Consider the following 22,239-nt stretch of genomic DNA (forward strand, 5'->3'; position numbering starts at 1 on the left):
GACAGACCCAGGATTGTCGAGCCTTCGCGGGATTTGGGTTCCTCGCCTCACGAAGCGGGGCGAGGAACCAAGACCTGATGCAAAATGCCGGTTGCGGTGCTTGCGCAATCCCCGCCGAAAGGCTTCTGTTTGCGCCTTTAGAATCGGTGAGAACGCAATGACCATCAGCACGATCAAGGCCCGGGGCATTTCGGTTTCGCTCGACCTCACCGTCGGCCATATCGCCGACATGACCGTCGAGAGTGGCGGACGCCAGCTGAAGCCGCTGCACCGCGCCCCCTGGGTCGATGCCGGCGAGACGCTGCCTCCGGACCTGCCGCAAGGCACGGTGCGGCTCTCCGGCGATTTCCTGTGCGCGCCGTTTTCGCGCAGCGACGTCGAGGAGGCGCCGCTGCATGGCTGGACCGCCAACAGCGCCTGGGACGTCACCGAGAGCGGCGCGACGGAGGGCGGATGGCGCGCGGTCTTCCGGCTGCGGCACAAGGTCATGGGCGCCAGCGTCGACAAGATCTTTACGCTCATCGACGGCCATCCCTTCCTCTATCAGGAACATGTGTTTTCCGGCGGGTCCGGCGCGATTTCCGTCGCCCATCACCCGATGACGGTGATGAAAGGTGGCGGCAGACTGGCCTTTTCGCCGAAGCGATTTGCCGCAACGCTGGACGATCCGCTGGAGCCGGATCCGGCGCGCGGCCGCTTCATGCTGGCCTATCCGGCGCGATCCTCCGACCTCAACCATTTTCCCGCCGCCGCCGGCGGCACGGCCGACCTGACGCAATACCGCATGGGTGATCGGCGCGAGGATTTCATCACCCTGGTCGAGGCCGACCATGGCGGACCGGGCTGGACGACACTGGCGCGCCAGGCCGAGGACGACCTGGTGCTGGTGCTGAAAAACCCGGCCGAGCTGCCCATCACCATGCTGTGGCTCAGCAATGGCGGGCGCGACTACGCGCCTTGGAGCGGCCGGCATCTCGGCGTGCTCGGCATCGAGGACGGACGCGCCGCTGTCGGCCATGCCGCCTCGATCGGCGACAACTGGCTGAAGCGCGAAGGCGTGGCGACCGCCTTTGCGCTCGGCGAAGGCCACAGCTTTTCGTTCCGCCACGTCATCGGCGCCCTGCCCCTGTCCGGCGGCCAACCGCCGCAGGAAATTATCACCGCCGACGGCCAAATGCGGCTCTCGGCCGGCGGCTCGACATCAAATGTGCCGTTCGACAGCGCGTTCCTGCGCATTGGTCAGCCTGTTGCCGCCTAAGCGGGGTTGTGCCAGCGCGGGGTTTGAAATTTCCACCGACTGCCGCCAAGATGCGGCGGAAACATCGTGCCTATCATCAGGGCAAGTGAGGCTCCCATGTCCGAAATCGCCCATCTCGCCGCCACCATCTTCAAGCGCGCCGGCAAGGCAAAGCGCTTCATCGTCGCCATTGCCGGGCCGCCGGGGTCGGGGAAGTCGACATTGTCGGCCGGCTTACATGACCTTTTGCCGGAAGGGGCGGTGGAAGTCGTCCCAATGGACGGCTTCCACTATGACGACATCGTGCTCGACGCGCGCGGGCTGCGGGCGCGCAAGGGCGCGCCGGAAACCTTCGACTTTGCCGGCTTCGAAACCCTGATGAAGCGCATCCGGGCCGGCGAACCCGACATCGCCATTCCCGTCTTCGACCGCGGCATGGAACTGTCGCGCGCCGCCGCGGCAATCGTCGGCACCGAGACCAAGTTCATCCTCGTCGAAGGCAATTACCTGCTGCTCGACGAGGAGCCGTGGTCGCGGCTGGCGCCGCTGTTCGATTTCTCGATCTTCGTCGACGTGCCGCGCAATGAGCTCGAGCGCCGCTTGATGGAGCGCTGGCACGGCCATGGCCGTTCAGATGAGGATGCGCGCGCCTGGATCGCGTCCAACGACATGCCCAATATCGAACGCGTGCTGGCCCGGCGCCGGGCCGCCGACCTGGTCATTGGTTAACACGCTTAATTTTCGGTATTTTCTGACGGGAACCTTAAGAGTTTCCCGCCGTTATGCCTGAGAAACCGTTTGTTCGGCGTAAGGGATTTTCCGATGGCAACCAAGGCAAAAAAACCCGCGAAGACCAGGCCTGCGAAGGCAACTCAGGCGAAAGCCGGTGCTGGCCCAGCGATTGCCGAACGCTCGAAAGACGCCAAGGGCGCTTTCGGCAAGGCCGCACCTAGAAAGGTCGTGCCGGCCGCAAAGACCGCCAGCGCGCGCAGACCGGCGCCGGCCAAGCCCGGTGCCGTTAGGACGGCGGCGAACATTGCCGCGGGCGCCGTGGTCGCAACCGCGCGCGGTGCCGTCTCGCTGGCCGCTTCCGTGCTCGGCAGGGGCGGTTCGAAAGCCAAGGCGAAGTAGCAAAAGGGCCTGCACCGTCCGCCCGGCCAAAGGCAATCAACGGGCTCGTTTCAACCCCTTGCAGGAATGGTCAGGCCCTTTTGCACCGCCGGCCGGGCCAGGCCGCGCTCCAGCCATGCAGCGACATTGGCGAAATCATCGAAACCGACGAGGTCGCGTGCTTCGTAGAAGCCGATCAAATTGCGCACCCAGCCGAGCAGCGAGATGTCGGCGATGGTGTAGTCATTGTCCATGATCCATTTGCGGCCCTTGAGCCTGCGGTCAAGCACACCGAGCAGCCGCCGCGATTCGTCGCGATAGCGCTCCAACGGCCGTTTGTCGGCGATCTCGCGGCCGGCGAATTTGTGAAAGAAGCCGACCTGGCCGAACATCGGCCCGACCGACGCCATCTGGAAGAAAACCCACTGGATCGTCTCGTAGCGCCGCGCCGCATCCACCGGCATGAGCAGGCCGGTCTTTTCGGCGAGATAGAGCAGGATGGCGCCGGATTCGAACAGGCCGATCGGCTTGCCGTCCGGGCCGTTGGGATCGATGATTGCCGGGATCTTGCCATTGGGGTTGAGCGACAGGAACTCCGGCGTCCAGCTTTCATCCTTGCCGATGTTGATCAGATGCGGCTCATAGGGCAGGCCGATCTCTTCCAGGGCGATCGATACCTTCACGCCGTTCGGCGTCGTTGCCGAATAGAGCTGGATCTGGTCGGGATGTTTGGCCGGCCAACGGGTGGTGATCGGAAAGGCGGACAGGTCGGCCATTGAAAACTCCTGGGCGGGGGGATTTGCGACGAGCGGCGCAGTGTTGGCGGGTCGGCCAAGAATTAGGCGTACGACACGACGTGATCAATATGGCGGCGACAGTTTCGCCATGCACGGACAGTCAATCGAATCGAACGTGGGGGAGATGCGACTGACCGCCCGAGCAGGTGGCAACCGCCCGGTGCGGTGGTGACCGCCCGGGATCAAATTGCCTTGAAGGCCAGCACCGCGTTGGTGCCGCCGAAGGCGAAACCGTTGCTGATCGCGGCGCGCACCTTGCGCTCGCGCGCGACATTGGGCGTCACGTCGAGATCGCAATCGGGATCGGGCTCGCGGTAATTCGCGGTCGGCGGCACGACACCTTCGCGGATGGCCATGACGCAGGCGATCATCTCCAGCCCGCCCGACGCACCCAGGCAATGGGCATGCATCGACTTGGTCGAGGAGATCGACAGCGCGCGCGCATGCTCGCCAAAGACGCGCTTGATCGCGTTGGTCTCTATCTGGTCGTTGGCCTTGGTGCCGGTGCCGTGGGCGTTCAGATAATCAACGTCTTCGGGATTGAGCCCGGCATCGGCGAGGCAGAAGCGCATGGCAGCTTCCGGTCCCTCAATGGTCGGGGCGACGATGTCGGAGGCATCGGCCGAAAGGCCGGCGCCGGCGATTTCGGCGAGGATGGTGGCGCCGCGCGCCATGGCGTGATCGTAGCTTTCCAGAACCGCCATGCCGGCGCCTTCGCCGAGCACCAGGCCCTGGCGGTCGGCCGAGAAAGGCCGGCAGGTGTCCGGCGACAGCACGCGCAATGCCTCCCAGCCCTTGAGCACACCCCAGACCAGCGGCGCATCGGTGCCGCCGGCGACCATGACATCGGCACGGCCGAGCCTGATCTGGTCGACAGCCGAAGCGATGGCGTGGTTGGCCGACGAGCAGGCCGAAGTGACGCCGAACACCGGCCCACGCAGGCCAAGGTGCATGCTGACCTGGCCGGCGGCGGCGCCCGGCATGACCCGGGGCACGGTGAAGATGCCGGCGCGATTCTTGCCCTCTACCAGGATGGCGCGATAATTCTCTTCGACCGTCTCGAAGCCGCAGACGCCGACGCCGACAATGGTGCCCATGCGATAGGTGTTGTCGGCATGAGCGGCCAATCCGGACTGCTGCAAGGCTTCCCGGGCCGCAATCACCGCCAGCAGGCTGAAGCGGTCCATCGAAACCAGCTGCTTGCGCTCGATGCCGTGATCGGGCAGCACCTTGACCTCGCAGCCGGTCCTGACCTTCAGATCGTGCAGGGAATGATTTTCGATCGGGCCTATGGCCGAACGGCCAGCGCGCATCTCACCCCAGATAGCCGGCACATTGGTGCCGAGTCCGCATAGCCCGCCAAGGCCGGTGATGACGACGCGTTTCAGCATTTGGTCAGGCTTTTTTCGCGATCAGCGCGCGAACGGCCTCGACCATGTCGCCAACATTCTTCAGATTGCTCCAGGCATCGACCGTGTTCATCTCGATCTCGATGCCATATTGCTCCTCGAGATCGAAAATGATCTCCGTCAACTCGAGCGAATGGATGCCTAGCGACGTCAATTCGGTGCTGGTGGTGATTTCCTCACCGCCCGGCTCGGCATGGGCCTTGATCTTCTCGATAATATCCGTTGCCAGTTGGTCAGCCATTCGGTCTCTTCCCCACTTTGTCGTTACCCGACGCCAACTGAACAGCGCCTTCTTGTCCTCGATATCAGGCCGCGATTGTCGCCTTCTACCCCCGCCAAGCATCGCCTGACCGTACCGAGGTGGCTCCCTCTATAGAAACGGAAACGCCATCAAGCAACAAGCTATATATCGACAAAACCGCCACAGTGCTTAACCTGACGGCGTGGATACGATCGAATATACCAAGTTTTCGGCCCCTTTGGCCCAGCGCGCCGCGGGTCTGGCGCAGTTGGGCTGCGCCAGCGTGGACGGCCGCACGCGGCTGCGGCGCCTCTACCAGGACGGCTCCGCCAAGATAAGGCTGCCGGCGGTTTCGGCCGATCCGCTGGAGGCGGTGCTGATCAACACCGCCGGTGGATTGACCGGCGGCGACCGCATCGGCTGGGAAGTGGATGTCGGCGCAGAAGCCTCGGCGTCGATAACCACCCAGGCCTGCGAGAAGGTCTACCGCGCCGCATCTGACCATGCCCAGGTGCGGGTCAGGCTGAGCGTCGGCGAAAACGGCCGCATCGCCTGGCTGCCGCAGGAAACCATCGTCTTCGACCGGGCGGCCTTTGCCCGCACATTGGATGTCGAGCTTGCCGCGGGGGCCGAGGCGCTGGTGCTGGAGGCCACCGTCTTCGGTCGCCTGGCCATGGGCGAACATGCCGCGCAGGGCACTTTTCACGACCGCTGGCGTGTTCGCCAGGATGGTTTGCTCATCCATGCCGAGGATTTCCGCATCGGCCCAGATATCGCCGCGACCCTGGCCCGTCCGGCGGCGGCCGACGGCGCAATCGCGGTGGCAACGCTGCTGCTGGTGTCGCCGCGGGCCGAGGCTTTGCTCGACCCGGTCCGGAAAATCGTCGGCGACCAGGGCGGCGCCAGCGCCTGGAGCGTGAAGGCATCTGGCAAGCTTCTTGCGAGGCTTTACGCCGAGGACGGCTACCAAATGCGCCAGCGGCTGGTTCCGCTCGTCGGATTGCTCAACGGAAGGGCGGGACTGCCCAAATTATGGTCACTGTGATTCTGTCTGCCTCATCTTTGGAAACCGCATGAACCTGACACCGAGGGAAAAAGACAAGCTGCTGATCGCCATGGCGGCGATCGTGGCACGCAAGCGGCTGGAGCGCGGCGTCAAGCTCAACCATCCGGAAGCGATCGCGCTGATCACCGATTTCGTCGTCGAAGGCGCCCGCGACGGCCGCCCGGTGGCCGAACTGATGGAGGCCGGCGCTCATGTCGTCACCCGCGGGCAGGTGATGGAGGGCATCGCCGAAATGATCCATGACGTGCAGGTGGAAGCCACCTTCCCCGACGGCACCAAACTGGTGACCGTGCACGAGCCCATCAGATGAGGAGACCGGGATGCTTGACCTGCGCCCGAACTGCGAGTGCTGCGACAAGGACCTGCCGCCGGAGGCGGCGGATGCGCTGATCTGCACCTTCGAGTGCACTTTCTGTGCCGATTGCGTGGAACATGTGCTGGACGGCGTCTGCCCCAATTGCGGCGGCAATTTTTCGGGCCGGCCGATCCGTCCCGCCGCGATGCTGAAGAAATATCCGGCTTCGACCAAGCGCGTCCTCAAGGCCGAGGGCTGCGGCCCGCGCAAGGCCGCGTGAATACCGTGACACTGGAAACGGAAGGCAAATAGAAATGATCCCTGCCAAACGACTGTCCCTCTCGGCGATCCTGTTTCTGGCCGCGGCCATGCCCGCCTACGCCCATGTCGGTATCGGTACGACGTCGTCCTTCACGGCCGGCTTCATGCATCCCTTGTCCGGCCTCGATCATATGACCGTGATGATCGCGGTCGGGTTGTTGGCTGCCCTCAAGGGCGGCAGGGCGATCTGGGCGTGGCCGGCAGCCTTTGTCGGCGTCATGCTTGGCGGCGCGGCCCTCGGCATGGCGCATGTGCCGGTGCTCTTCGTCGAGCCTGGCATACTGGCCTCCGTCGTGGCGCTTGGCCTGCTGATGGCGCTGGCCATCGACCTGCCCATCTTGGCCGGTGTCGCCATTATCGGCCTGTTCGCGCTGTTCCACGGCCATGCCCATGGCACCGAAGTGCCGGAAAACGCCGGCGGGTTCGAGTACATGGCCGGCTTTGCCGTCGCCACCGCGCTGCTTCATGCCACCGGCATCGCCGCCGGCCTGAGCCTCGGTCTCAGGTTCCGTGGTCTGGCCCGTGTCGCGGGCGCGGCCTGCGCGGCGATCGGCGTCGGCCTCGCCTTCGGCGTCGTGTGATCAGATGATCCCCGGCGAAATCATCCCCGTTCAAGGCGACATCGAGCTCAACAACGGCCTGCCGACCGTCACGCTGAAAGTCGCAAACAGTGGCGACCGGCCGATCCAGGTCGGCAGCCACTACCATTTCTACGAAACCAATGAGGGGCTGAAGTTCGACCGCGAACAGGCGCGCGGCATGCGCCTCGACATCGCCGCCGGCACCGCCATGCGCTTCGAGCCCGGACAGGAACGCGACGTCACGCTGGTGCCGCTTGGCGGCAAGCGCGAGGTCTATGGATTCCAGCAGAAGGTGATGGGCAAGCTGTGAGACCGGTGGCGTCGACCGCTTGCGACCCTTCGATGCGGCCGGCGGACCGGATACCGGCCCGCCGCCCCGCTTCGTCAGCTGGCCTTCTTGGTGATCAAGGTCAGCGCGCCATTGGGCTCCATACTGGCCGCGACCACTTGCGCCGAGGTCATTCCCTTGGCCTCGAGGGCGGACTTCACCTTGGGGGTGGCGTCGATCGAGCTGCGCAGTTTCTGCAGGCCTTGATCGCCGCGCTGGGCGATCACCTGATTGACCTGCGTCTGGGTGTCCTTTGGCAGCTCGGTGATGTCGACAATGTTGACGCTCTGGATCGCCGGCGCGGCCTGCTGACCGCCGGGGGCGCGCGTGGCCGGAGCGGGGGCAGGCGTGGCCGGAGCAGGTTGCTGCTGGGCACTGGCGGCACCGGCCAGCATCAGGCTGGCAGCGGCTGCAAGAACTATCGTTTTGCGCATGGATTTTCCTTCCATCGATTTGGCAAACTGTGGTTTTGGGGTGACCTGTCAACCTCAACCGCCAAATCGGATCAGAAGGTGTCGCCCAGCGGGTCATTGCGTGACCATTGGATGGCGGCAATGTGCAGCTCAATCACACCGCATTCCGGGAGCAATCGCTGATGGCCAGAATCACCCGCGCCGCCTACGCCCAGATGTACGGCCCGACCGTCGGCGACAAGGTCAGGCTGGCCGACACCGAACTCTTCATCGAGGTTGAAAAGGACCTCACCATTCACGGTGAAGAAGTGAAATTCGGCGGCGGCAAGGTGATCCGCGACGGCATGGGCCAGAGCCAGGTTTCCCGCGCCCAGGGCGCGGTCGATACCGTCATCACCAACGCCCTGGTGGTCGACGCCAGCGCCGGTATCTTCAAGGCCGATATCGGCCTCAGGGACGGCCGCATCGCCGCGATCGGCAAGGCCGGCAATCCGGACATGCAAGACGGTGTCACCATCATCATCGGCCCGGGCACCGAAATCATCGCCGGCGAGGGCAAGATCCTGACCGCCGGCGGCTTCGACGCGCATATTCACTTCATCTGCCCGCAGCAGATCGAGGAAGCGCTGATGAGCGGCATCACCACCATGCTCGGCGGCGGCACCGGCCCTGCGCATGGCACGCTGGCCACCACCTGCACGCCGGGACCTTGGCATATGGCGCGCATGATCCAGTCCTTCGACGCCTTTCCGATGAATATCGGCCTGTCGGGCAAGGGCAATGCGTCGTTGCCGGCGGCGCTGGAGGAAATGGTGCTGGGCGGCGCCTGTTCGCTGAAGCTGCATGAGGATTGGGGCACGACGCCGGCGGCCATCGACTGCTGCCTGTCGGTCGCCGACGAGTACGACGTCCAGGTGATGATCCACACCGACACCCTGAACGAATCGGGCTTTGTCGAAAACACGGTGGCGGCGATCAAGGGCCGCACCATCCACGCATTCCACACTGAGGGCGCCGGCGGCGGCCATGCGCCCGATATCATCAAGGTCTGCGGCTTGCCCAACGTCATCCCGTCGTCAACCAATCCAACGCGACCCTACACCGTCAATACGCTCGCCGAGCATCTCGACATGCTGATGGTCTGCCACCATCTGTCGCCGTCGATCCCCGAGGACATCGCCTTTGCCGAAAGTCGCATCCGCAAGGAGACAATCGCGGCGGAAGACATCCTGCACGACATCGGCGCCTTCTCGATCATCTCGTCGGACAGCCAGGCCATGGGCCGTGTCGGTGAAGTGGCGATCCGCACCTGGCAGACCGCCGACAAGATGAAGCGCCAGCGCGGTTCGCTGCCGCAGGAAACCGGCAACAACGACAATTTCCGCGTCCGCCGCTACATCGCCAAATACACCATCAACCCGGCCATCGCGCATGGGCTGTCGAAGGATATCGGCTCGATCGCGGTCGGCAAACGCGCCGACCTGGTGCTGTGGAATCCGGCCTTCTTCGGTGTGAAACCGGATATGGTGCTGATCGGCGGCATGATCGCCGCCGCCCCGATGGGCGACCCCAACGCCTCGATCCCGACGCCGCAGCCCATGCATTACCGGCCGATGTTCGGCGCCTATGGCAAGGCCAGGACCAACTCGTCGGTGACTTTCGTTTCGAAGGCAGCACTCGAGTCCGGCTTGCACGGGAGGCTTGGTGTCGACAAGCAGTTCGTGGCGGTCGAGAACACGCGCGGCGGCATCGGCAAACATTCGATGGTGCTCAACGACGCCACGCCGCATGTCGAGGTCGATCCCGAGACCTACGAAGTCCGCGCCGACGGCGAATTGCTGACCTGTCAGCCGGCGACGGTGCTGCCGATGGCGCAGCGGTATTTTCTGTTTTGATGCGAATAGTGATTGGCGGGTAACGATTGGCTTGGGATCGAAAACGGCGCATTATGCGACCATGAACAAGATCCAGATACAGCGGCGACATAAGTCTACACCCATTGAGACAGACTATGCTCAGTGGTGCGCCGAACAGGGCGCGCTATTGCGCGAAGGTCGTCTTTCCGACCTCGATCGCGAGAATCTTGCCGAGGAGATCGAGAGTTTGGGGCGGAGTGACAAGAGGGAGATTGCGAACAGACTTGGCACGCTGCTTTTGCATCTGCTGAAGTGGCAATTCCAGGCGGAACGACGCAAGGCAGGTTGGTTGCTCACCATTCGAGAGCAGCGGTATCAGATCAAGAAGCTGATCGACGAAAGTCCAAGCCTCAAGACCTATCCGGGAACGCAGCTTTCTGGCGAATTCGAGTTTGCCCGACTGAAAGCGATTGACGAAACGGGTATGCCCGAAAGGAATTTCCCCGTCGATTGTCCTTATCAAATTGCCGACGTGCTCAATCAGGAATTTTTCCCTGGCGCGCCTTGGTTGCCGGATCAACTCATTCGCGACTAGGGCATGGCCAGCGAAATAGCCTCCCCCACGACATCTTCCCACATATCCGCATCGTCATGGGCATGGTGATCGGGCTTGGCGTCACCCGCCTGCTATCGGGGCTCGCCCGCATCGTCCAGCATCCCGGCCAGTACCGGCTCTATTCCGTGCATCTGGCCTGGGTCGGCTCCATGCTGTTGCTGCTGGTGCATTTCTGGTGGTGGGAGTTCGGCCTCTACGCCATCGAGACCTGGACCTTCGGCAAGTATCTATTCCTCATCTTCTACGCGATCACGCTGTTCCTGCTCTGTGCGCTGCTGTTTCCGGATTCGATGCTGGACTACACCAGCTACGAGGATTTCTTCTATTCGCGCCGCGCCTGGTTTTTCGGCCTCCTGGCGACGACCTATCTGCTCGACGTGGTCGACACGCTGCTGAAGGGGCCCGAGCACTTTGCCCGCTATGGCAACGAATATCTGTTTCGCACCCCGGTCTTCGTCGCGCTGTGCATTGCCGCCATCCTGGTGCGCAACCGCCGGTTTCACATCGCCTTCGTCGCCGGCACGCTGATCTATCAGATATCGTTCATCCTGCGGCTCTTCGACACGATCGTATGACTACAGCGGATGGTCTAGAGTCGAGGGAAAGGCAGGATTTTACCATGTACAAGGCCATCGGATCGCGGGGGTCCCGGGTCAGCCGCGTTCTCTGGATGCTCGAGGAACTCGGGCAGCCCTATGAATTCGTCGAGGTCAAACTGCGCTCGCCGGAAGCCTATGCGCTCAATCCGTCGGGTAAGGTGCCGATCCTTATCGACGGCGAGCTGACGGTGACGGATTCGGCGGCGATCTGCGTCTATCTGGCCGACAAGCACGCGGACAAAGGCATGGGCGCCAATCCAGGTGTCGCCGGCCGTGCCGAGATGGATTCCTGGATGCATTTTGCCCAGAGCGAGTTCGAGGCGCCGCTGTGGAACAAATTGCGCCACCGCTTCCTGCTGCCCAGGGAAGTGCGGGTCGATGTCGGCCCCGCGGCGGCCTATGATTTTGCTTCGGAAGCCAAGGCGCTGGACCGCCGGCTTGGCGACAAAAATTTTGCGCTCGGCGAGCGATTTTCCGCCGTCGACGTGTTGCTCGGCGACATGGGCAGTTGGGCCCGCGCCGGAAAATTTCCGATCGAGTCCGACCGCGTCAACGCCTATCTCGACCGCGTGCTGGCGCGGCCCGCCCGTGCGCGGGCACAAGCCAACGGAGGCTCCATGAAATGAAGCTCAACCTCAACACCGACTTCACCAAATTCCCGCGCGCCGTCTCCGTACTGCCCGCCGGCAATGCCGGAAAAACGGCGCCCTCCGGCCAAGCGGTTCTCCCTCATGACGAGCGGCATCTGCGCCGCCGTGCCATCGAACTTGCCGACGGCAGCAAGGTGCTGGTCGACCTGCCCGAACCCGTTGCCCTGAACGATGGCGACCGACTGGTGCTGGAGGATGGCCGTCATGTCGAGATCCTTGCGGCGCCGGAGGAGGTCTATGACATCCGCGCCCGTGACGGCGTACATCTGACCGAGCTTGCCTGGCATATCGGCAACCGTCATCTCGCGGCAGGCATCGAGGCGGATCGCATCGTCATCCTGCGCGATCACGTCATCAAGGCGATGCTGGAGGGGCTTGGCGCCACGGTGCGCGAGGTCTCCGAACCGTTCAAGCCGGTTCGCGGCGCCTATTCCGGGCATGGCGGCGGCCATGGTCATGACCATGGCCACGATCACAGCCATGCCGAGGCGCACGCGCATAGCCATGGTGAGGCACATTCCCATTCGCACAGCGAATCGCATTCCCACGCTCACAGCCATTCGCACGCCGGCCATCACCACGATCATGACTGACCAGCCTTCGAACATCGCCCTGCTGCGGCTGATGGCGTGGCTGTCGCCGGCCTTCCCGGTCGGCGGCTTTGCCTATAGCCACGGCCTGGAGCGCGCGGTGCATGATGGGTTGGTGGCCGATGCCGCCAGCCTTGCCGGCTGGTTGGAGACGCTGGTTGAAATGGGTTCAGGTTGGAACGATGCGGTGCTCTTTGCCGAGAGCTGGCGCTGCGCACGTCACGCCGGCGATCTCGACGTCGTCGCCGCACTGGCCGAGGCGCTCGCCGGCTCACGCGAGCGCCACACCGAGACCATGCTGCAAGGTTCAGCCTTCCTCAAGGCTGCCGCCGCCTGGCCCAATCCCGTGCTGGAGCGCTTGCCGGCCGAATGCCCCTATTGCATCGCTGTCGGCGCCATTGCCGGTGGCAATGGCATTGCGCTGCAGGATGCGCTGGCCGCCTTCCTGCAAACCTTCTTCTCCAATCTCGTCCAGGCGACGATCAGGCTCGGTGTCGTCGGCCAGAGCGAGGCCACCACACTTCTGGCCGGCTTCGAGCCGCTGGCTCTGGCGACCGCCGCCCGCGCGTCCCGTTCGACACTGGACGATCTCGGCGGCTGTGCCTTCGTCTCCGACGTCATGGCGATGAAGCACGAAACCCAGTATTCGCGGCTGTTCCGCTCATGATCGTCCTCGCCTTTGGCCTATCCTTCGTCCTGCTGCTGATCACCGCCCTGCATGTCTATTGGGGCATTGGCGGCATCTGGCCGGGCAGGGATGCGGCGTCCTGCGCCCACGCTGTTGTCGGTTTTCGCGGCGTCGATGAAATGCCGACGCCGTTCGCCAGCTTCGCCATTGCCGCCTGTCTCGGCCTGGCGACGCTCTGGCCGCTGGCGCTCATCGGCTTCTTTGCCTCGCCCTTCCCCAGGGAAGGCCTTGCCGCCACCGCGCTGCTCATCGGGCTGGTGTTCCTGGGGCGCGGCATAGCCGGCTTCACGCCGTGGTGGCGGCGGCTGGCGCCCGAGCAGCCTTTCGCGCGGCTCGATACCAGCTATTATTCGCCGCTCTGCCTGTTGATCGGGCTCGGCTTCGCCATCCTCGCCATCATGGAGTTCCCGACATGACCCAAGCCAACGGCCCTCTTCGCATCGGTATTGGCGGCCCTGTCGGTTCCGGCAAGACGACGCTCACCGAAAAACTCTGCAAGGCGCTGCGCGACGAATTCTCGATCGCGGTCGTCACCAACGATATCTACACCAGGGAAGACGCCATGATGCTGGCCCGGCTGCAGGCGCTGCCGGAGGACCGCATCGTCGGCGTCGAGACCGGCGGCTGCCCGCATACCGCCATCCGCGAAGACGCCTCGATCAATCTGCAGGCGATCGCCGAACTCAACCGGAAATTCCCCGATCTTGACATCATCTTCATCGAATCCGGTGGCGACAACCTGGCCGCCACCTTCTCGCCGGACCTTGCGGACCTGACGCTCTATGTCATCTCGGTCTGCCAGGGCGAGGAGATCCCGCGCAAGGGCGGACCGGCGATCACCCGCTCCGATTTCCTGATCATCAACAAGAGCGACCTGGCGCCCTATGTGAACGTCAACCTTGACGTGATGGAGAGCGACGCCGGCCGCATGCGCGGCAAGCGGCCGTTCGGCTTCACCGACCTTTCACGTGGCAAGGGGTTGCAGGAGGTCATCGATTTCATCGTCGAGCATGGCGGGCTGAGGACCGCGGCTGCCACCAGTACCGCAGCCTGACAGACAAGAAGCTCTCCCTGCACCAACCAAAACCCGTTGCGGGCAGCCGTCGGTCGCGGCATTCTCGCCAAAACCGGAGGATTTTCCATGAGCATTGCCCGCCTGCAGAAAGAAACGCTGACCAACCTGCCCTACTATGAAGAGCGCGTCGATCTCGCCGCGGCCTTCCGCTGGACGGCGCGGCTCAACATGCATGAGGCGGTGGCCAATCATTTCTCGCTGTCGGTCAACGAGGACGGCACCAAATTCCTGATGAATCCCAACCAGGTGCATTTTTCGCGCATCAAGGCGAGCGACCTGCTGCTGATTGACGCCAACGATCCCGAAACGCTGACCGGCCCCAACGCGCCCGATCCGACCGCCTGGGGCCTGCACGGCGCCATCCACCGCAACGTGCCGCATGCGCGCTGCGCCATGCATGTGCACTCCATCCACGCCACGGTGCTGGCCTCGCTCGCCGACTCGACGCTGCCGCCGATCGACCAGAATTCGGCGATGTTCTTCAACCGCCATGTCGTCGACGCCCATTATGGCGGGCTGGCCTTCGAGGAAGAAGGCGAGCGTTGCTCGCAGCTTCTGACCGATCCCAAGGTCAAGGTCATGGTGATGGGCAATCACGGTGTGATGGTCATCGGCGACACGGTCGCCGATGCCTTCAACCGCATGTTCTATTTCGAGCGAGCCGCCGAGACCTATATCAAGGCGCTGTGGACCGGCCGGCCGCTGCGCACACTGTCCGACGCGATCGCCGAGAAGGCGGCGAGCGAGATGGACGACTATCCCGGCCAGGCCGAACGTCATCTCGCCGAGTTGAAGGCGATCCTCGACGAGCAGGAACCCGTCTACCGGAATTAAAGGCCGAGTTCGGCGCGCAATTCCTCGGCGCTGTTGATGACGACGGCGCCGGGCGGTCCTTCCATCGGCTTTTCCGGCCAGAAGATCGTCTTCATGCCTGCCGCCAGCCCCGCCATGGCGCCCGGCCAGCTGTCGTCGACCGCGACCGCGTACGCGGGATCGACATCGGCCAGATAGGCGGCGCGCAGGAAAGGCTCTGCGTGCGGTTTTCCATCGCGCACGTCGTTGCGGCTGATCGTCTTCATGCCGGGATAGAAGAGGCCGACCATGCGCAGATTGGCGTCGACGATCATCCGGTCCGAATTGGAGACCACCGCCTGCTGTACGCCAAGCGCTCGTAATTCGTTGAAGACCTCGATGGCGCCAGGGCGCGGCTTTAGGCCCTCGATCAGCGGCAGATAGTGCTCGTATTTGCGCATGATCCAATCGTCGAAGGGCAGGTCCAAGCCGAATTCGTCGCGCATCATTTCATAGACCGGCCAGGCGGCGACGCCGAGCACGCGCTCATGCAGGTCGGCAGGCGGCTTGAGACCGACATTGCGCATCGCCGCCACCAGGGCCGCCTCGTGGAGCGGCTCGCTGTCGACCAGCGTGCCGTCCATGTCCCAGAAAACCGCCTTCGGTGTCATGCAGCGCTCCTTTTTTCGATCCCTTAAAGGGTTTGCGCCAGGAGATAAACCGTCGGGATCACAGAAGGTGGCTGCGACTGGAACCGAAGCCGCCTTGCTTTCTCCAGCCGGAGACTGATGGCGGGACAATACCGGTCTCGCAGTTGCGAACAATTGCCCTTTATATTGACAATTGCGCAGACCGCCGTTCCCTGCGAAACTAGGAGCGGACCGCCTCGATGAACGGCGGCCTTGGGAGGCAGGACGTGAATACCCGGCAGGACGGCGGCAGCAACAGGCTGGACGACGCGGCGCGCGCCGGCTGGCTTTATTATGTTGCCGGCAACACACAGGACCAGATCGCTGCCACGCTCGGCATTTCGCGGCAGACGGCGCAGCGACTAGTCTCGCTGGCGGTGTCGGAAGGCTTGATCAAGGTTCGTGTCGACCATCCGATCGCCAACTGCCTTGATCTCGCGGCCCGGCTGAGATCACGCTTCGCGCTCGACCTGGTCGAGGTGGTGCCGAGCGATCCGAATTCATCCTCCACCACCATCGGCATCGCCGAGGCTGCGGCCGCCGAGATCGAGCGGCGGCTGCGCTCGCCGACGCCGATCGTCATGGGCATCGGCACCGGGCGTACGTTGAAGGCGGCGATCGAACAATTGCCGCCGATGGAATGCCCGCAGCACAAGGTGGTCTCCTTGACCGGCAACATTTCGCCTGATGGTTCGGCCGCCTTCTACAACGTCATCTTCACCATGGCCGACCGGGTCAAGGCGCGCTCCTTCCCGATGCCGCTGCCGGTCATCGCCTCGTCGCCGGAGGAGCGCGAGATGCTGCTCAACCAGCCGATGATCCAGCCGACGCTGGCGCTGGCGGCGGAGGCCGACGTCACCTTCATCGGCATTGGCGATCTCGGTCCCAGGGCACCGCTCTACGAGGATGGCTTCATTTCCGAAAGCGAGTTGAAGGCGCTGCAGAAGGCTGGCGGCGTCGCCGAAATCGTCGGCTGGGTGTTCGACAGGGAAGGCCGCATGATCGAGGGGATCACCAACGACCGGGTGTCATCGGCGTCGTTGCCGTCACGCGAAAAATCACTTGTCATTGCGCTCGCCATGGGCGAGCGCAAGCTGCCGGGTATCCTGGCTGCGGCCAACCGGCGGCTGATCAACGGGCTCATCACCGATGAGCGGACGGCCGCGGCCCTTTTGGCCGCCATCTGACCGGCGCCGCTGCGCTTGCGAGCCGTCACGGTACCGCAACTGCTTTTCGATAAAGCCAACAATCCTATCTATGCCTGCCAAAGGGGTCGTTGCCATCGAGGAAACCGACGTCGCGCTGCAAATGCGGCGACAGGTCCCTGATGTCGAGATGCGCCTTTTTTCTGGTCGCGAACCAGCCGAATCCGTCAGTGAGCCACGAAATCCAGCGGTGATCGGGAGCGGGAGTGCATTTTTGTTGCGCCATGGTCATGATCGTGAACCTTCGCTATCCTGAACCCGAATGACGGGCTGACACTGAATGTCGGTCTTGCCGGGCAGCTTTGCCAATCGAACGTCGATAAGGACCCATAAGGAGGCCTTATGCCCGATCTGAGCTCGCCACAGCTTTCGCAACTCCCGCCGCTGCAGGCGATTCGGGTGTTCGAAGCGGTGGCGCGGCAGCTTTCCTTCACCAAGGCCGCCGTGGAACTCGGCATGACACAAGCTGCGGTCAGCTATCAGATCAAGGTGCTGGAGGAGCGCGTCGGTTCACCGCTGTTCCTGCGCCGGCCGCGGCAGATCGAGTTGACCGAAGCCGGACAGCGCCTCGCGCCCGCCGTCAGCGAGGCCTTTGCCATTCTTGGCCAGGCCTATGCCGCGGCGCGCGGCGGCGCGGACGGGCTGTTGTGCGTCACCACGGTACTCACCTTTGCCTCGAACTGGCTGGCGCATCATCTGGGCTCGTTCCAGATGGCTCATCCCGCGCTTGCCGTGCGGTTGGAGACGTCGAGCCGGCTGACGGATTTCGCCCGCGAGGATATCGACCTCGCCATCCGCTCGGGCGGCGGCAAATGGCCGGGCCTGGAAGCCCACAAGCTGCTCGACGCCGATTTCACGCCGATGCTGAGCCCGAAGCTGGCGGCAAGCATCGGCGGCGTCAAGGAGCCGGCCGACCTGTTGCGGCTGCCGATCCTCGATCCGGGCGACGTCTGGTGGACGCAATGGTTCGAGACGGCAGGTGTGCACGCGCACGACCTTGCCACGCGGCCCGGCAGCAGCATGGGCGCGCAGGCCTACGAGGCCAATGCGGCCATTGCCGGTCACGGCGTGGCGATCCTGACCAGGGCGCTGTTCAAGGCGGAGCTCGCCGAAGGTCGCCTGATCCAACCGTTCGACCTGGTCGGCGACGACGGCCATGCCTACTGGCTGGTCTATCCCGAAGCGCGCCGCAACGTGCCGAAGATCCGCGCCTTCCGCGACTGGCTGCTGGCCGAGATCGCCTGCTGACAGGCGCAGCGCAGCCGCTTCAGGCCTCCATGTCTTCCTGTCCCGTCGCCTGAAATTCGGCACGGGGGCGCGGCTTGCCGCCCCGAGTTTTCGTGAGTCCCTCGCGCGCCGGGAAGACCGAGTGCTGCACTGCAGCATCGAATCCGGCTTGACATAATTCACGCCAGGTGAGTAATTGCTCAAAGCCAAGGCAAATGCTCATCTTGGTTCATGGGAGGAATTTGATGAAACTGCGCACGCTCACCCTGGGCTTGTTGTCGGCCAGCGCTCTCGCTTTCGCCGCACATGCCGAATCCATCACCATCGCCACCGTCAACAATGGCGATATGGTCCGCATGCAGAAGCTGACGGAAGACTTCACCAAGGCTAACCCCGACATCAAGCTCAACTGGGTTACACTTGAAGAGAACGTGCTGCGCGAGCGCGTCACCACCGACATCGCCACCAAGGGTGGCCAGTACGACGTGATGACCATCGGCACCTACGAGGTTCCGATCTGGGCCAAGCAGAGCTGGCTGTTGCCACTCGATAAGCTCGGCGACGACTATGACGCCAAGGACATCATCCCGGCCATCGCCGGCGGTCTTTCGGTCGACGGCAAGCTCTATGCCGCGCCCTTCTACGGCGAAAGCTCCTTCGTCATGTACCGCAAGGATTTGATGGAGAAGGCAGGGCTGAAGATGCCCGACGCGCCGACCTGGGACTTCATCAAGCAGGCCGCCGACAAGATGACCGACCGCGCCAATGGCGTGAACGGCGTGTGCCTGCGCGGCAAGGCCGGCTGGGGCGAGAACATGGCCTTCCTGACCGCCATGTCCAACTCCTTCGGCGCCCGCTGGTTCGACGAGAACTGGAAGCCGCAGTTCGACCAGCCGGAATGGAAGAAGACGCTGCAGTTCTATGTCGACATGATGAAGGCCGACGGTCCGGAGGGCGCGTCGTCCAACGGCTTCAACGAAAACCTGGCGCTGTTCCAGCAGGGCAAGTGCGGCATGTGGATCGACGCCACCGTCGCGGCGTCCTTCGTTTCGGATCCGAAGAACTCGACCGTCGCCGACAAGGTCGGTTATGCGCTAGCGCCTGACAACGGACTCGGCAAGCGCGGCAACTGGCTGTGGGCATGGTCGCTGGCCATTCCGGCCGGTACGCAGAAGGCTGACGCCGCCGAGAAGTTTGTTTCGTGGGCGACGAGCAAGCACTATGCCGAACTCGTCGCTTCGAAGGAAGGCTGGGCCAACGTTCCTCCGGGCACGCGCTCCTCGCTATACGCCAATGCGGAGTACCAGAAGGCGGCTCCGTTCGCCAAGATGACGCTGGACTCCATCAACGCCGCCGACCCGACGCACCCGACCGTCAAGCCGGTGCCTTATGTCGGTGTGCAGTTCGTCGCCATCCCTGAGTTCCAGGGCCTTGGCACCACTGTTGGCCAGCTCTTCTCGGCGGCTCTTGCCGGCCAGTCGAGCGTCGACGACGCACTGAAGCAGGCCCAGGACGCCGCCACCGCGACGATGACCGAAGGCGGTTATATCAAGTAAGGCTCCTCCCGGTGCCGAAGCCGGTCGCGTAGCATGACCGGCAATGGCCGCCCGAGTCCCAGTTCGGGCGGCCATCTTCACAATCCTGGAAAATCTGGCACAACTCTAAAAATCTAGCTGAACTTGGAGGGTGACCGTCATGGCTACTCAGCAGACCCGTTCGCTTGCCCGTTTCATGATGGCGCCATCCGTTGTGCTGCTGTTCGTCTGGATGATCGTGCCGCTGGTCATCACCATCTGGTTCTCCTTCCAGCAGTACAATCCGCTCAATCCGATCCGCGACGGGTTTGTCGGTTTCTCCAACTACGCGCTGTTTTATTCCAACCCCGCCTTCCTGCAATCGATCCTCAACACGCTCACGCTGGTGGTCAGCGTGCTTCTGATCACGGTGATCGGCGGCATCCTGCTGGCGCTGCTGATCGACCAGCCGATGTGGGGACAGGGGATCGTGCGCATCCTCGTCATTTCACCGTTCTTCGTCATGCCGCCGGTGGCCGCATTGGTCTGGAAGAACATGATCATGCACCCGCAATACGGGGTGTTCGCCGATATAGCGCGCTTCTTCGGGGCGCAACCGATCGATTGGTTCGGGCAGCATCCGATGACCGCGATCATCATCATCGTCGCCTGGCAGTGGCTGCCTTTCGCGACGCTGATCTTGTTGACCGCGCTGCAATCGCTCGACGGCGAGCAGAAGGAAGCCGCGGAAATGGACGGCGCCGGCTTTGTCAGCCGCTTCATCCATCTGACGCTGCCGCACATGTCGCGCGCCATCACCGTGGTCATCCTGATCCAGACGATCTTCCTGCTCTCGGTCTATGCCGAGATCCTCGTCACCACCAATGGCGGCCCCGGCTACGCCTCCACCAACCTGCCCTTCCTCGTCTACCAGAAGGCGCTGCTGGAGTTCAAAATCGGTCAGGCATCCGCGGGCGGTGTGATCGCCGTCATTCTCGCCAACATCGTCGCCTTCTTCGCCATGCGCGCGGTCGGCAAGAACCTCGACAAATAAGGGAGGACAAGATGGCCCGTGCAGTCACCACCCAGCACAAGACGATCGCGACGGCTGCGGCCTGGATCGTCGCGCTGCTGATCTTCTTCCCGATTCTCTATACGATCATCACCTCGTTCAAGTCGGAGCAGGAGGCGATCCAGGGCTTCAACCTGATCCCGTCGGGAACATTCGAGAGTTACACCGAGGTTCAGGCGCAGAGCGGCTACTTCAAGTTCTTCTTCAATTCAGTGCTGCTCTCGGTCGGCTCGACCATCCTGGCCCTGCTCGTCGCCATACCGGCGGCATGGTCGATGGCATTCTCGCCGACCAAGCGGACCAAGGATATTTTGATGTGGATGCTGTCCACCAAGATGATGCCGGCGGTCGCGGTGCTGTTCCCGATCTACCTGATCTTCCGCAATCTCGGACTGCTCGATAGCCGCATCGGCCTAATGGTCATGCTGATGCTGATCAACCTGCCGATCGTGGTGTGGATGCTCTACACCTACTTCCGCGAAATCCCCGGCGAGATCCTGGAAGCGGCGCGCATGGACGGCGCCTCGCTGTGGAATGAGATCATCTATGTGCTGACCCCGATGGCGGTGCCAGGCATTGCCTCGACCATGCTCTTGAACATCATCCTGGCCTGGAACGAGGCGTTCTGGACCATCCGTTTGACCACCACGGATGCTGCTCCGCTGACCGCCTTCATCAGTTCCTTCTCCAGCCCGCAAGGCCTGTTCTGGGCCAAGCTTTCGGCAGCCTCGACCTTGGCGATCGCGCCGATCCTGATCATGGGCTGGTTCAGCCAGAAGCAGCTGGTGCGCGGCCTGACCTTCGGCGCCGTGAAATAAGACCGCCGCACGCAACGAACGACGGACAATAACCCCTCGGGGAGGAAACCATGGGAAACATCACGCTCAAGAACGTCTCCAAGTCCTTTGGATCGACGTCCATCATCCCCGGCCTCGACCTGGTGATCGAGAATGGCGAGTTCGTCGTCTTCGTCGGCCCGTCGGGTTGCGGCAAGTCCACGCTGCTGCGGCTGATCGCCGGGCTGGAGGACACCAGCGGCGGCACCATCAACATCGACGGCCGTGATGTCACCGGCGAGGCGCCGGCCAAGCGCAAGCTCGCCATGGTGTTCCAGTCCTATGCGCTCTATCCGCACATGACGGTGGCCAAGAACATCGGCTTCCCGCTGAAGATGGCCGGCGAAGACAAGGCCACCATCGACAAGAAGGTGGCAGACGCGGCGCGGGTGCTCAACCTCACCAACTACCTGGAACGCCGGCCCGGCCAGCTTTCCGGCGGCCAGCGCCAGCGCGTCGCCATCGGCCGTGCCATTGTGCGCCAGCCGACCGCCTTCCTGTTCGACGAGCCGCTGTCCAACCTCGACGCCGCACTGCGCGGCACCATGCGGCTGGAAATCAGCGAGCTGCATCATCAGCTCAAGACCACGATGATCTACGTCACCCACGACCAGGTCGAAGCCATGACAATGGCCGACAAGATCGTCGTGCTGAACGCAGGCAATATCGAGCAGGTCGGCTCGCCGATGGAACTCTACAAGACGCCGAAGAACCTGTTCGTCGCCGGCTTCATCGGCTCGCCGAAGATGAACCTCATCGAAGGCGCACCGGCCGCCAAATATGGCGCCAAGACGATCGGCATCCGTCCCGAGCACCTGGAAATCTCGACCACGGCAGGCGAATGGAAGGCCACTGTCGGCGTCGCCGAGCATCTCGGATCCGACACGTTCCTGCACGTTCAAGCTGACGGCGTCGGGCCGCTGACGGTGCGCGCCGATGGCGAGCTCGCCGTGCATCACGGCGACACCATCTACCTCACGCCCGACAAGGCCAAGCTGCATCGCTTCGGCGCCGACGGAAAGGCGATGTGAG

General features: G+C 63.4%; 29 protein-coding genes. 23 read left to right on the forward strand and 6 right to left on the reverse strand.

Going from position 1 to position 22,239, the window contains the following annotated elements; all coding sequences use genetic code 11:
- Positions 1–157 precede the first annotated feature (157 nt).
- From HGP13_RS02490 to HGP13_RS02500, 3 genes are all read left to right on the forward strand, one after another.
- Positions 158–1,258 (forward strand): hypothetical protein, encoded by a 1,101-nt coding sequence (locus tag HGP13_RS02490; protein ID WP_172221040.1) that lies wholly within the window; start codon positions 158–160, stop codon positions 1,256–1,258.
- Positions 1,259–1,354: 96 nt separating this feature from the next.
- On the forward strand, positions 1,355–1,966 hold the full coding sequence (locus HGP13_RS02495) for a nucleoside triphosphate hydrolase (RefSeq protein WP_172221043.1): 612 nt from the start codon (positions 1,355–1,357) through the stop codon (positions 1,964–1,966).
- Between the two features lie 93 nt (positions 1,967–2,059).
- Positions 2,060–2,368, forward strand: a complete 309-nt coding sequence (locus HGP13_RS02500) for a hypothetical protein (RefSeq protein WP_172221046.1) — start codon at positions 2,060–2,062, stop codon at positions 2,366–2,368.
- Between the two features lie 50 nt (positions 2,369–2,418).
- Here the strand turns inward: HGP13_RS02500 and HGP13_RS02505 are convergent, their stop codons facing one another.
- The 3 genes from HGP13_RS02505 to HGP13_RS02515 form a co-directional block, all read right to left on the reverse strand.
- A complete protein-coding gene (locus tag HGP13_RS02505) occupies positions 2,419–3,123 on the reverse strand; it encodes a glutathione S-transferase N-terminal domain-containing protein (RefSeq protein ID WP_172221049.1) in 705 nt (234 codons plus the stop codon).
- Positions 3,124–3,326: 203 nt separating this feature from the next.
- The gene (locus HGP13_RS02510) at positions 3,327–4,535 is read right to left on the reverse strand and encodes a beta-ketoacyl-[acyl-carrier-protein] synthase family protein (RefSeq protein WP_172221052.1); all 1,209 of its coding nucleotides are present in this window, start codon (positions 4,533–4,535) and stop codon (positions 3,327–3,329) included.
- A 4-nt stretch (positions 4,536–4,539) separates the two neighbouring features.
- Positions 4,540–4,794, reverse strand: a complete 255-nt coding sequence (locus tag HGP13_RS02515) for an acyl carrier protein (protein ID WP_010912831.1) — start codon at positions 4,792–4,794, stop codon at positions 4,540–4,542.
- 202 nt (positions 4,795–4,996) lie between these two features.
- Here HGP13_RS02515 and HGP13_RS02520 point away from each other — a divergent pair, with 202 nt between their 5' ends.
- The 5 genes from HGP13_RS02520 to HGP13_RS02540 are packed head-to-tail and all read left to right on the forward strand — an operon-like array spanning position 4,997 to position 7,367.
- Positions 4,997–5,839, forward strand: coding sequence for an urease accessory protein UreD (locus HGP13_RS02520; RefSeq protein ID WP_172221055.1), 843 nt, complete (start codon positions 4,997–4,999; stop codon positions 5,837–5,839).
- A 28-nt stretch (positions 5,840–5,867) separates the two neighbouring features.
- Positions 5,868–6,170: an urease subunit gamma gene (locus HGP13_RS02525; RefSeq protein WP_172221059.1), complete on the forward strand. Its 303-nt coding sequence runs from the start codon at positions 5,868–5,870 to the stop codon at positions 6,168–6,170.
- Positions 6,171–6,180: 10 nt separating this feature from the next.
- Positions 6,181–6,435, forward strand: a complete 255-nt coding sequence (locus HGP13_RS02530) for a DUF1272 domain-containing protein (protein WP_172221062.1) — start codon at positions 6,181–6,183, stop codon at positions 6,433–6,435.
- A 34-nt stretch (positions 6,436–6,469) separates the two neighbouring features.
- Positions 6,470–7,057 (forward strand): HupE/UreJ family protein, encoded by a 588-nt coding sequence (locus HGP13_RS02535; RefSeq protein WP_172221065.1) that lies wholly within the window; start codon positions 6,470–6,472, stop codon positions 7,055–7,057.
- Between the two features lie 4 nt (positions 7,058–7,061).
- Positions 7,062–7,367, forward strand: coding sequence for an urease subunit beta (locus tag HGP13_RS02540; protein ID WP_172221068.1), 306 nt, complete (start codon positions 7,062–7,064; stop codon positions 7,365–7,367).
- Positions 7,368–7,441: 74 nt separating this feature from the next.
- Here HGP13_RS02540 and HGP13_RS02545 read toward each other — a convergent pair whose 3' ends face one another.
- Positions 7,442–7,819, reverse strand: a complete 378-nt coding sequence (locus tag HGP13_RS02545; RefSeq protein ID WP_172221072.1) for a hypothetical protein — start codon at positions 7,817–7,819, stop codon at positions 7,442–7,444.
- Between the two features lie 158 nt (positions 7,820–7,977).
- Here HGP13_RS02545 and ureC point away from each other — a divergent pair, with 158 nt between their 5' ends.
- The 9 genes from ureC to HGP13_RS02590 all read left to right on the forward strand — a co-directional run bounded on the left by ureC (position 7,978) and on the right by HGP13_RS02590 (position 14,706).
- The gene (gene ureC, locus HGP13_RS02550; RefSeq protein WP_172234593.1) at positions 7,978–9,693 is read left to right on the forward strand and encodes an urease subunit alpha; all 1,716 of its coding nucleotides are present in this window, start codon (positions 7,978–7,980) and stop codon (positions 9,691–9,693) included.
- A 61-nt stretch (positions 9,694–9,754) separates the two neighbouring features.
- Positions 9,755–10,249 carry a DUF29 domain-containing protein gene (locus tag HGP13_RS02555; RefSeq protein WP_172221075.1) on the forward strand — a complete coding sequence of 165 codons (495 nt, stop codon included), beginning with the start codon at positions 9,755–9,757 and terminating at the stop codon, positions 10,247–10,249.
- 56 nt (positions 10,250–10,305) lie between these two features.
- Complete coding sequence (locus tag HGP13_RS02560; RefSeq protein ID WP_172221079.1) at positions 10,306–10,845, forward strand: hypothetical protein; 540 nt, start codon at positions 10,306–10,308, stop codon at positions 10,843–10,845.
- Between the two features lie 44 nt (positions 10,846–10,889).
- The gene (locus HGP13_RS02565; RefSeq protein ID WP_172221082.1) at positions 10,890–11,495 is read left to right on the forward strand and encodes a glutathione S-transferase family protein; all 606 of its coding nucleotides are present in this window, start codon (positions 10,890–10,892) and stop codon (positions 11,493–11,495) included.
- Positions 11,492–12,112, forward strand: coding sequence for an urease accessory protein UreE (locus HGP13_RS02570; protein ID WP_172221085.1), 621 nt, complete (start codon positions 11,492–11,494; stop codon positions 12,110–12,112). Before HGP13_RS02565 ends, HGP13_RS02570 begins: the two co-directional genes overlap by 4 nt.
- On the forward strand, positions 12,105–12,776 hold the full coding sequence (locus HGP13_RS02575; protein WP_172221088.1) for an urease accessory protein UreF: 672 nt from the start codon (positions 12,105–12,107) through the stop codon (positions 12,774–12,776). Before HGP13_RS02570 ends, HGP13_RS02575 begins: the two co-directional genes overlap by 8 nt.
- On the forward strand, positions 12,773–13,213 hold the full coding sequence (locus tag HGP13_RS02580) for a DUF3995 domain-containing protein (protein ID WP_172221091.1): 441 nt from the start codon (positions 12,773–12,775) through the stop codon (positions 13,211–13,213). The genes HGP13_RS02575 and HGP13_RS02580 overlap by 4 nt, the downstream gene beginning before the upstream one ends.
- The gene (gene ureG / locus HGP13_RS02585; RefSeq protein WP_172221095.1) at positions 13,210–13,851 is read left to right on the forward strand and encodes an urease accessory protein UreG; all 642 of its coding nucleotides are present in this window, start codon (positions 13,210–13,212) and stop codon (positions 13,849–13,851) included. The genes HGP13_RS02580 and ureG overlap by 4 nt, the downstream gene beginning before the upstream one ends.
- Before the next feature lie 87 nt (positions 13,852–13,938).
- Positions 13,939–14,706 carry a class II aldolase and adducin N-terminal domain-containing protein gene (locus HGP13_RS02590; RefSeq protein WP_172221098.1) on the forward strand — a complete coding sequence of 256 codons (768 nt, stop codon included), beginning with the start codon at positions 13,939–13,941 and terminating at the stop codon, positions 14,704–14,706.
- On the opposite strand, the gene HGP13_RS02595 is transcribed toward HGP13_RS02590, so the two are convergent.
- Positions 14,703–15,335, reverse strand: a complete 633-nt coding sequence (locus HGP13_RS02595) for an HAD family phosphatase (RefSeq protein ID WP_172221101.1) — start codon at positions 15,333–15,335, stop codon at positions 14,703–14,705. The genes HGP13_RS02590 and HGP13_RS02595 overlap by 4 nt on opposite strands.
- A gap of 245 nt (positions 15,336–15,580) precedes the next feature.
- On the opposite strand from HGP13_RS02595, the gene HGP13_RS02600 reads away from it, so the two are divergent.
- Positions 15,581–16,540 (forward strand): sugar-binding transcriptional regulator, encoded by a 960-nt coding sequence (locus HGP13_RS02600; protein WP_172221104.1) that lies wholly within the window; start codon positions 15,581–15,583, stop codon positions 16,538–16,540.
- A 64-nt stretch (positions 16,541–16,604) separates the two neighbouring features.
- Here the strand turns inward: HGP13_RS02600 and HGP13_RS02605 are convergent, their stop codons facing one another.
- Positions 16,605–16,790 carry a hypothetical protein gene (locus tag HGP13_RS02605; RefSeq protein ID WP_172221107.1) on the reverse strand — a complete coding sequence of 62 codons (186 nt, stop codon included), beginning with the start codon at positions 16,788–16,790 and terminating at the stop codon, positions 16,605–16,607.
- Positions 16,791–16,900: 110 nt separating this feature from the next.
- Here HGP13_RS02605 and gcvA point away from each other — a divergent pair, with 110 nt between their 5' ends.
- The 5 genes from gcvA to HGP13_RS02630 all read left to right on the forward strand — a co-directional run bounded on the left by gcvA (position 16,901) and on the right by HGP13_RS02630 (position 22,238).
- A complete protein-coding gene (gene gcvA / locus HGP13_RS02610) occupies positions 16,901–17,806 on the forward strand; it encodes a transcriptional regulator GcvA (protein WP_172221110.1) in 906 nt (301 codons plus the stop codon).
- A gap of 224 nt (positions 17,807–18,030) precedes the next feature.
- Positions 18,031–19,341 (forward strand): sugar ABC transporter substrate-binding protein, encoded by a 1,311-nt coding sequence (locus HGP13_RS02615; protein ID WP_172221113.1) that lies wholly within the window; start codon positions 18,031–18,033, stop codon positions 19,339–19,341.
- 139 nt (positions 19,342–19,480) lie between these two features.
- On the forward strand, positions 19,481–20,353 hold the full coding sequence (locus tag HGP13_RS02620) for a sugar ABC transporter permease (protein ID WP_172221116.1): 873 nt from the start codon (positions 19,481–19,483) through the stop codon (positions 20,351–20,353).
- An 11-nt stretch (positions 20,354–20,364) separates the two neighbouring features.
- A complete protein-coding gene (locus HGP13_RS02625) occupies positions 20,365–21,189 on the forward strand; it encodes a carbohydrate ABC transporter permease (protein WP_172221120.1) in 825 nt (274 codons plus the stop codon).
- Between the two features lie 50 nt (positions 21,190–21,239).
- Positions 21,240–22,238 (forward strand): ABC transporter ATP-binding protein, encoded by a 999-nt coding sequence (locus HGP13_RS02630; protein ID WP_172221123.1) that lies wholly within the window; start codon positions 21,240–21,242, stop codon positions 22,236–22,238.
- Position 22,239 lies beyond the last annotated feature (1 nt).

This window comes from Mesorhizobium sp. NZP2077 (genome assembly GCF_013170805.1).
In the GTDB taxonomy this organism is placed as follows: Bacteria; Pseudomonadota; Alphaproteobacteria; order Rhizobiales; family Rhizobiaceae; genus Mesorhizobium.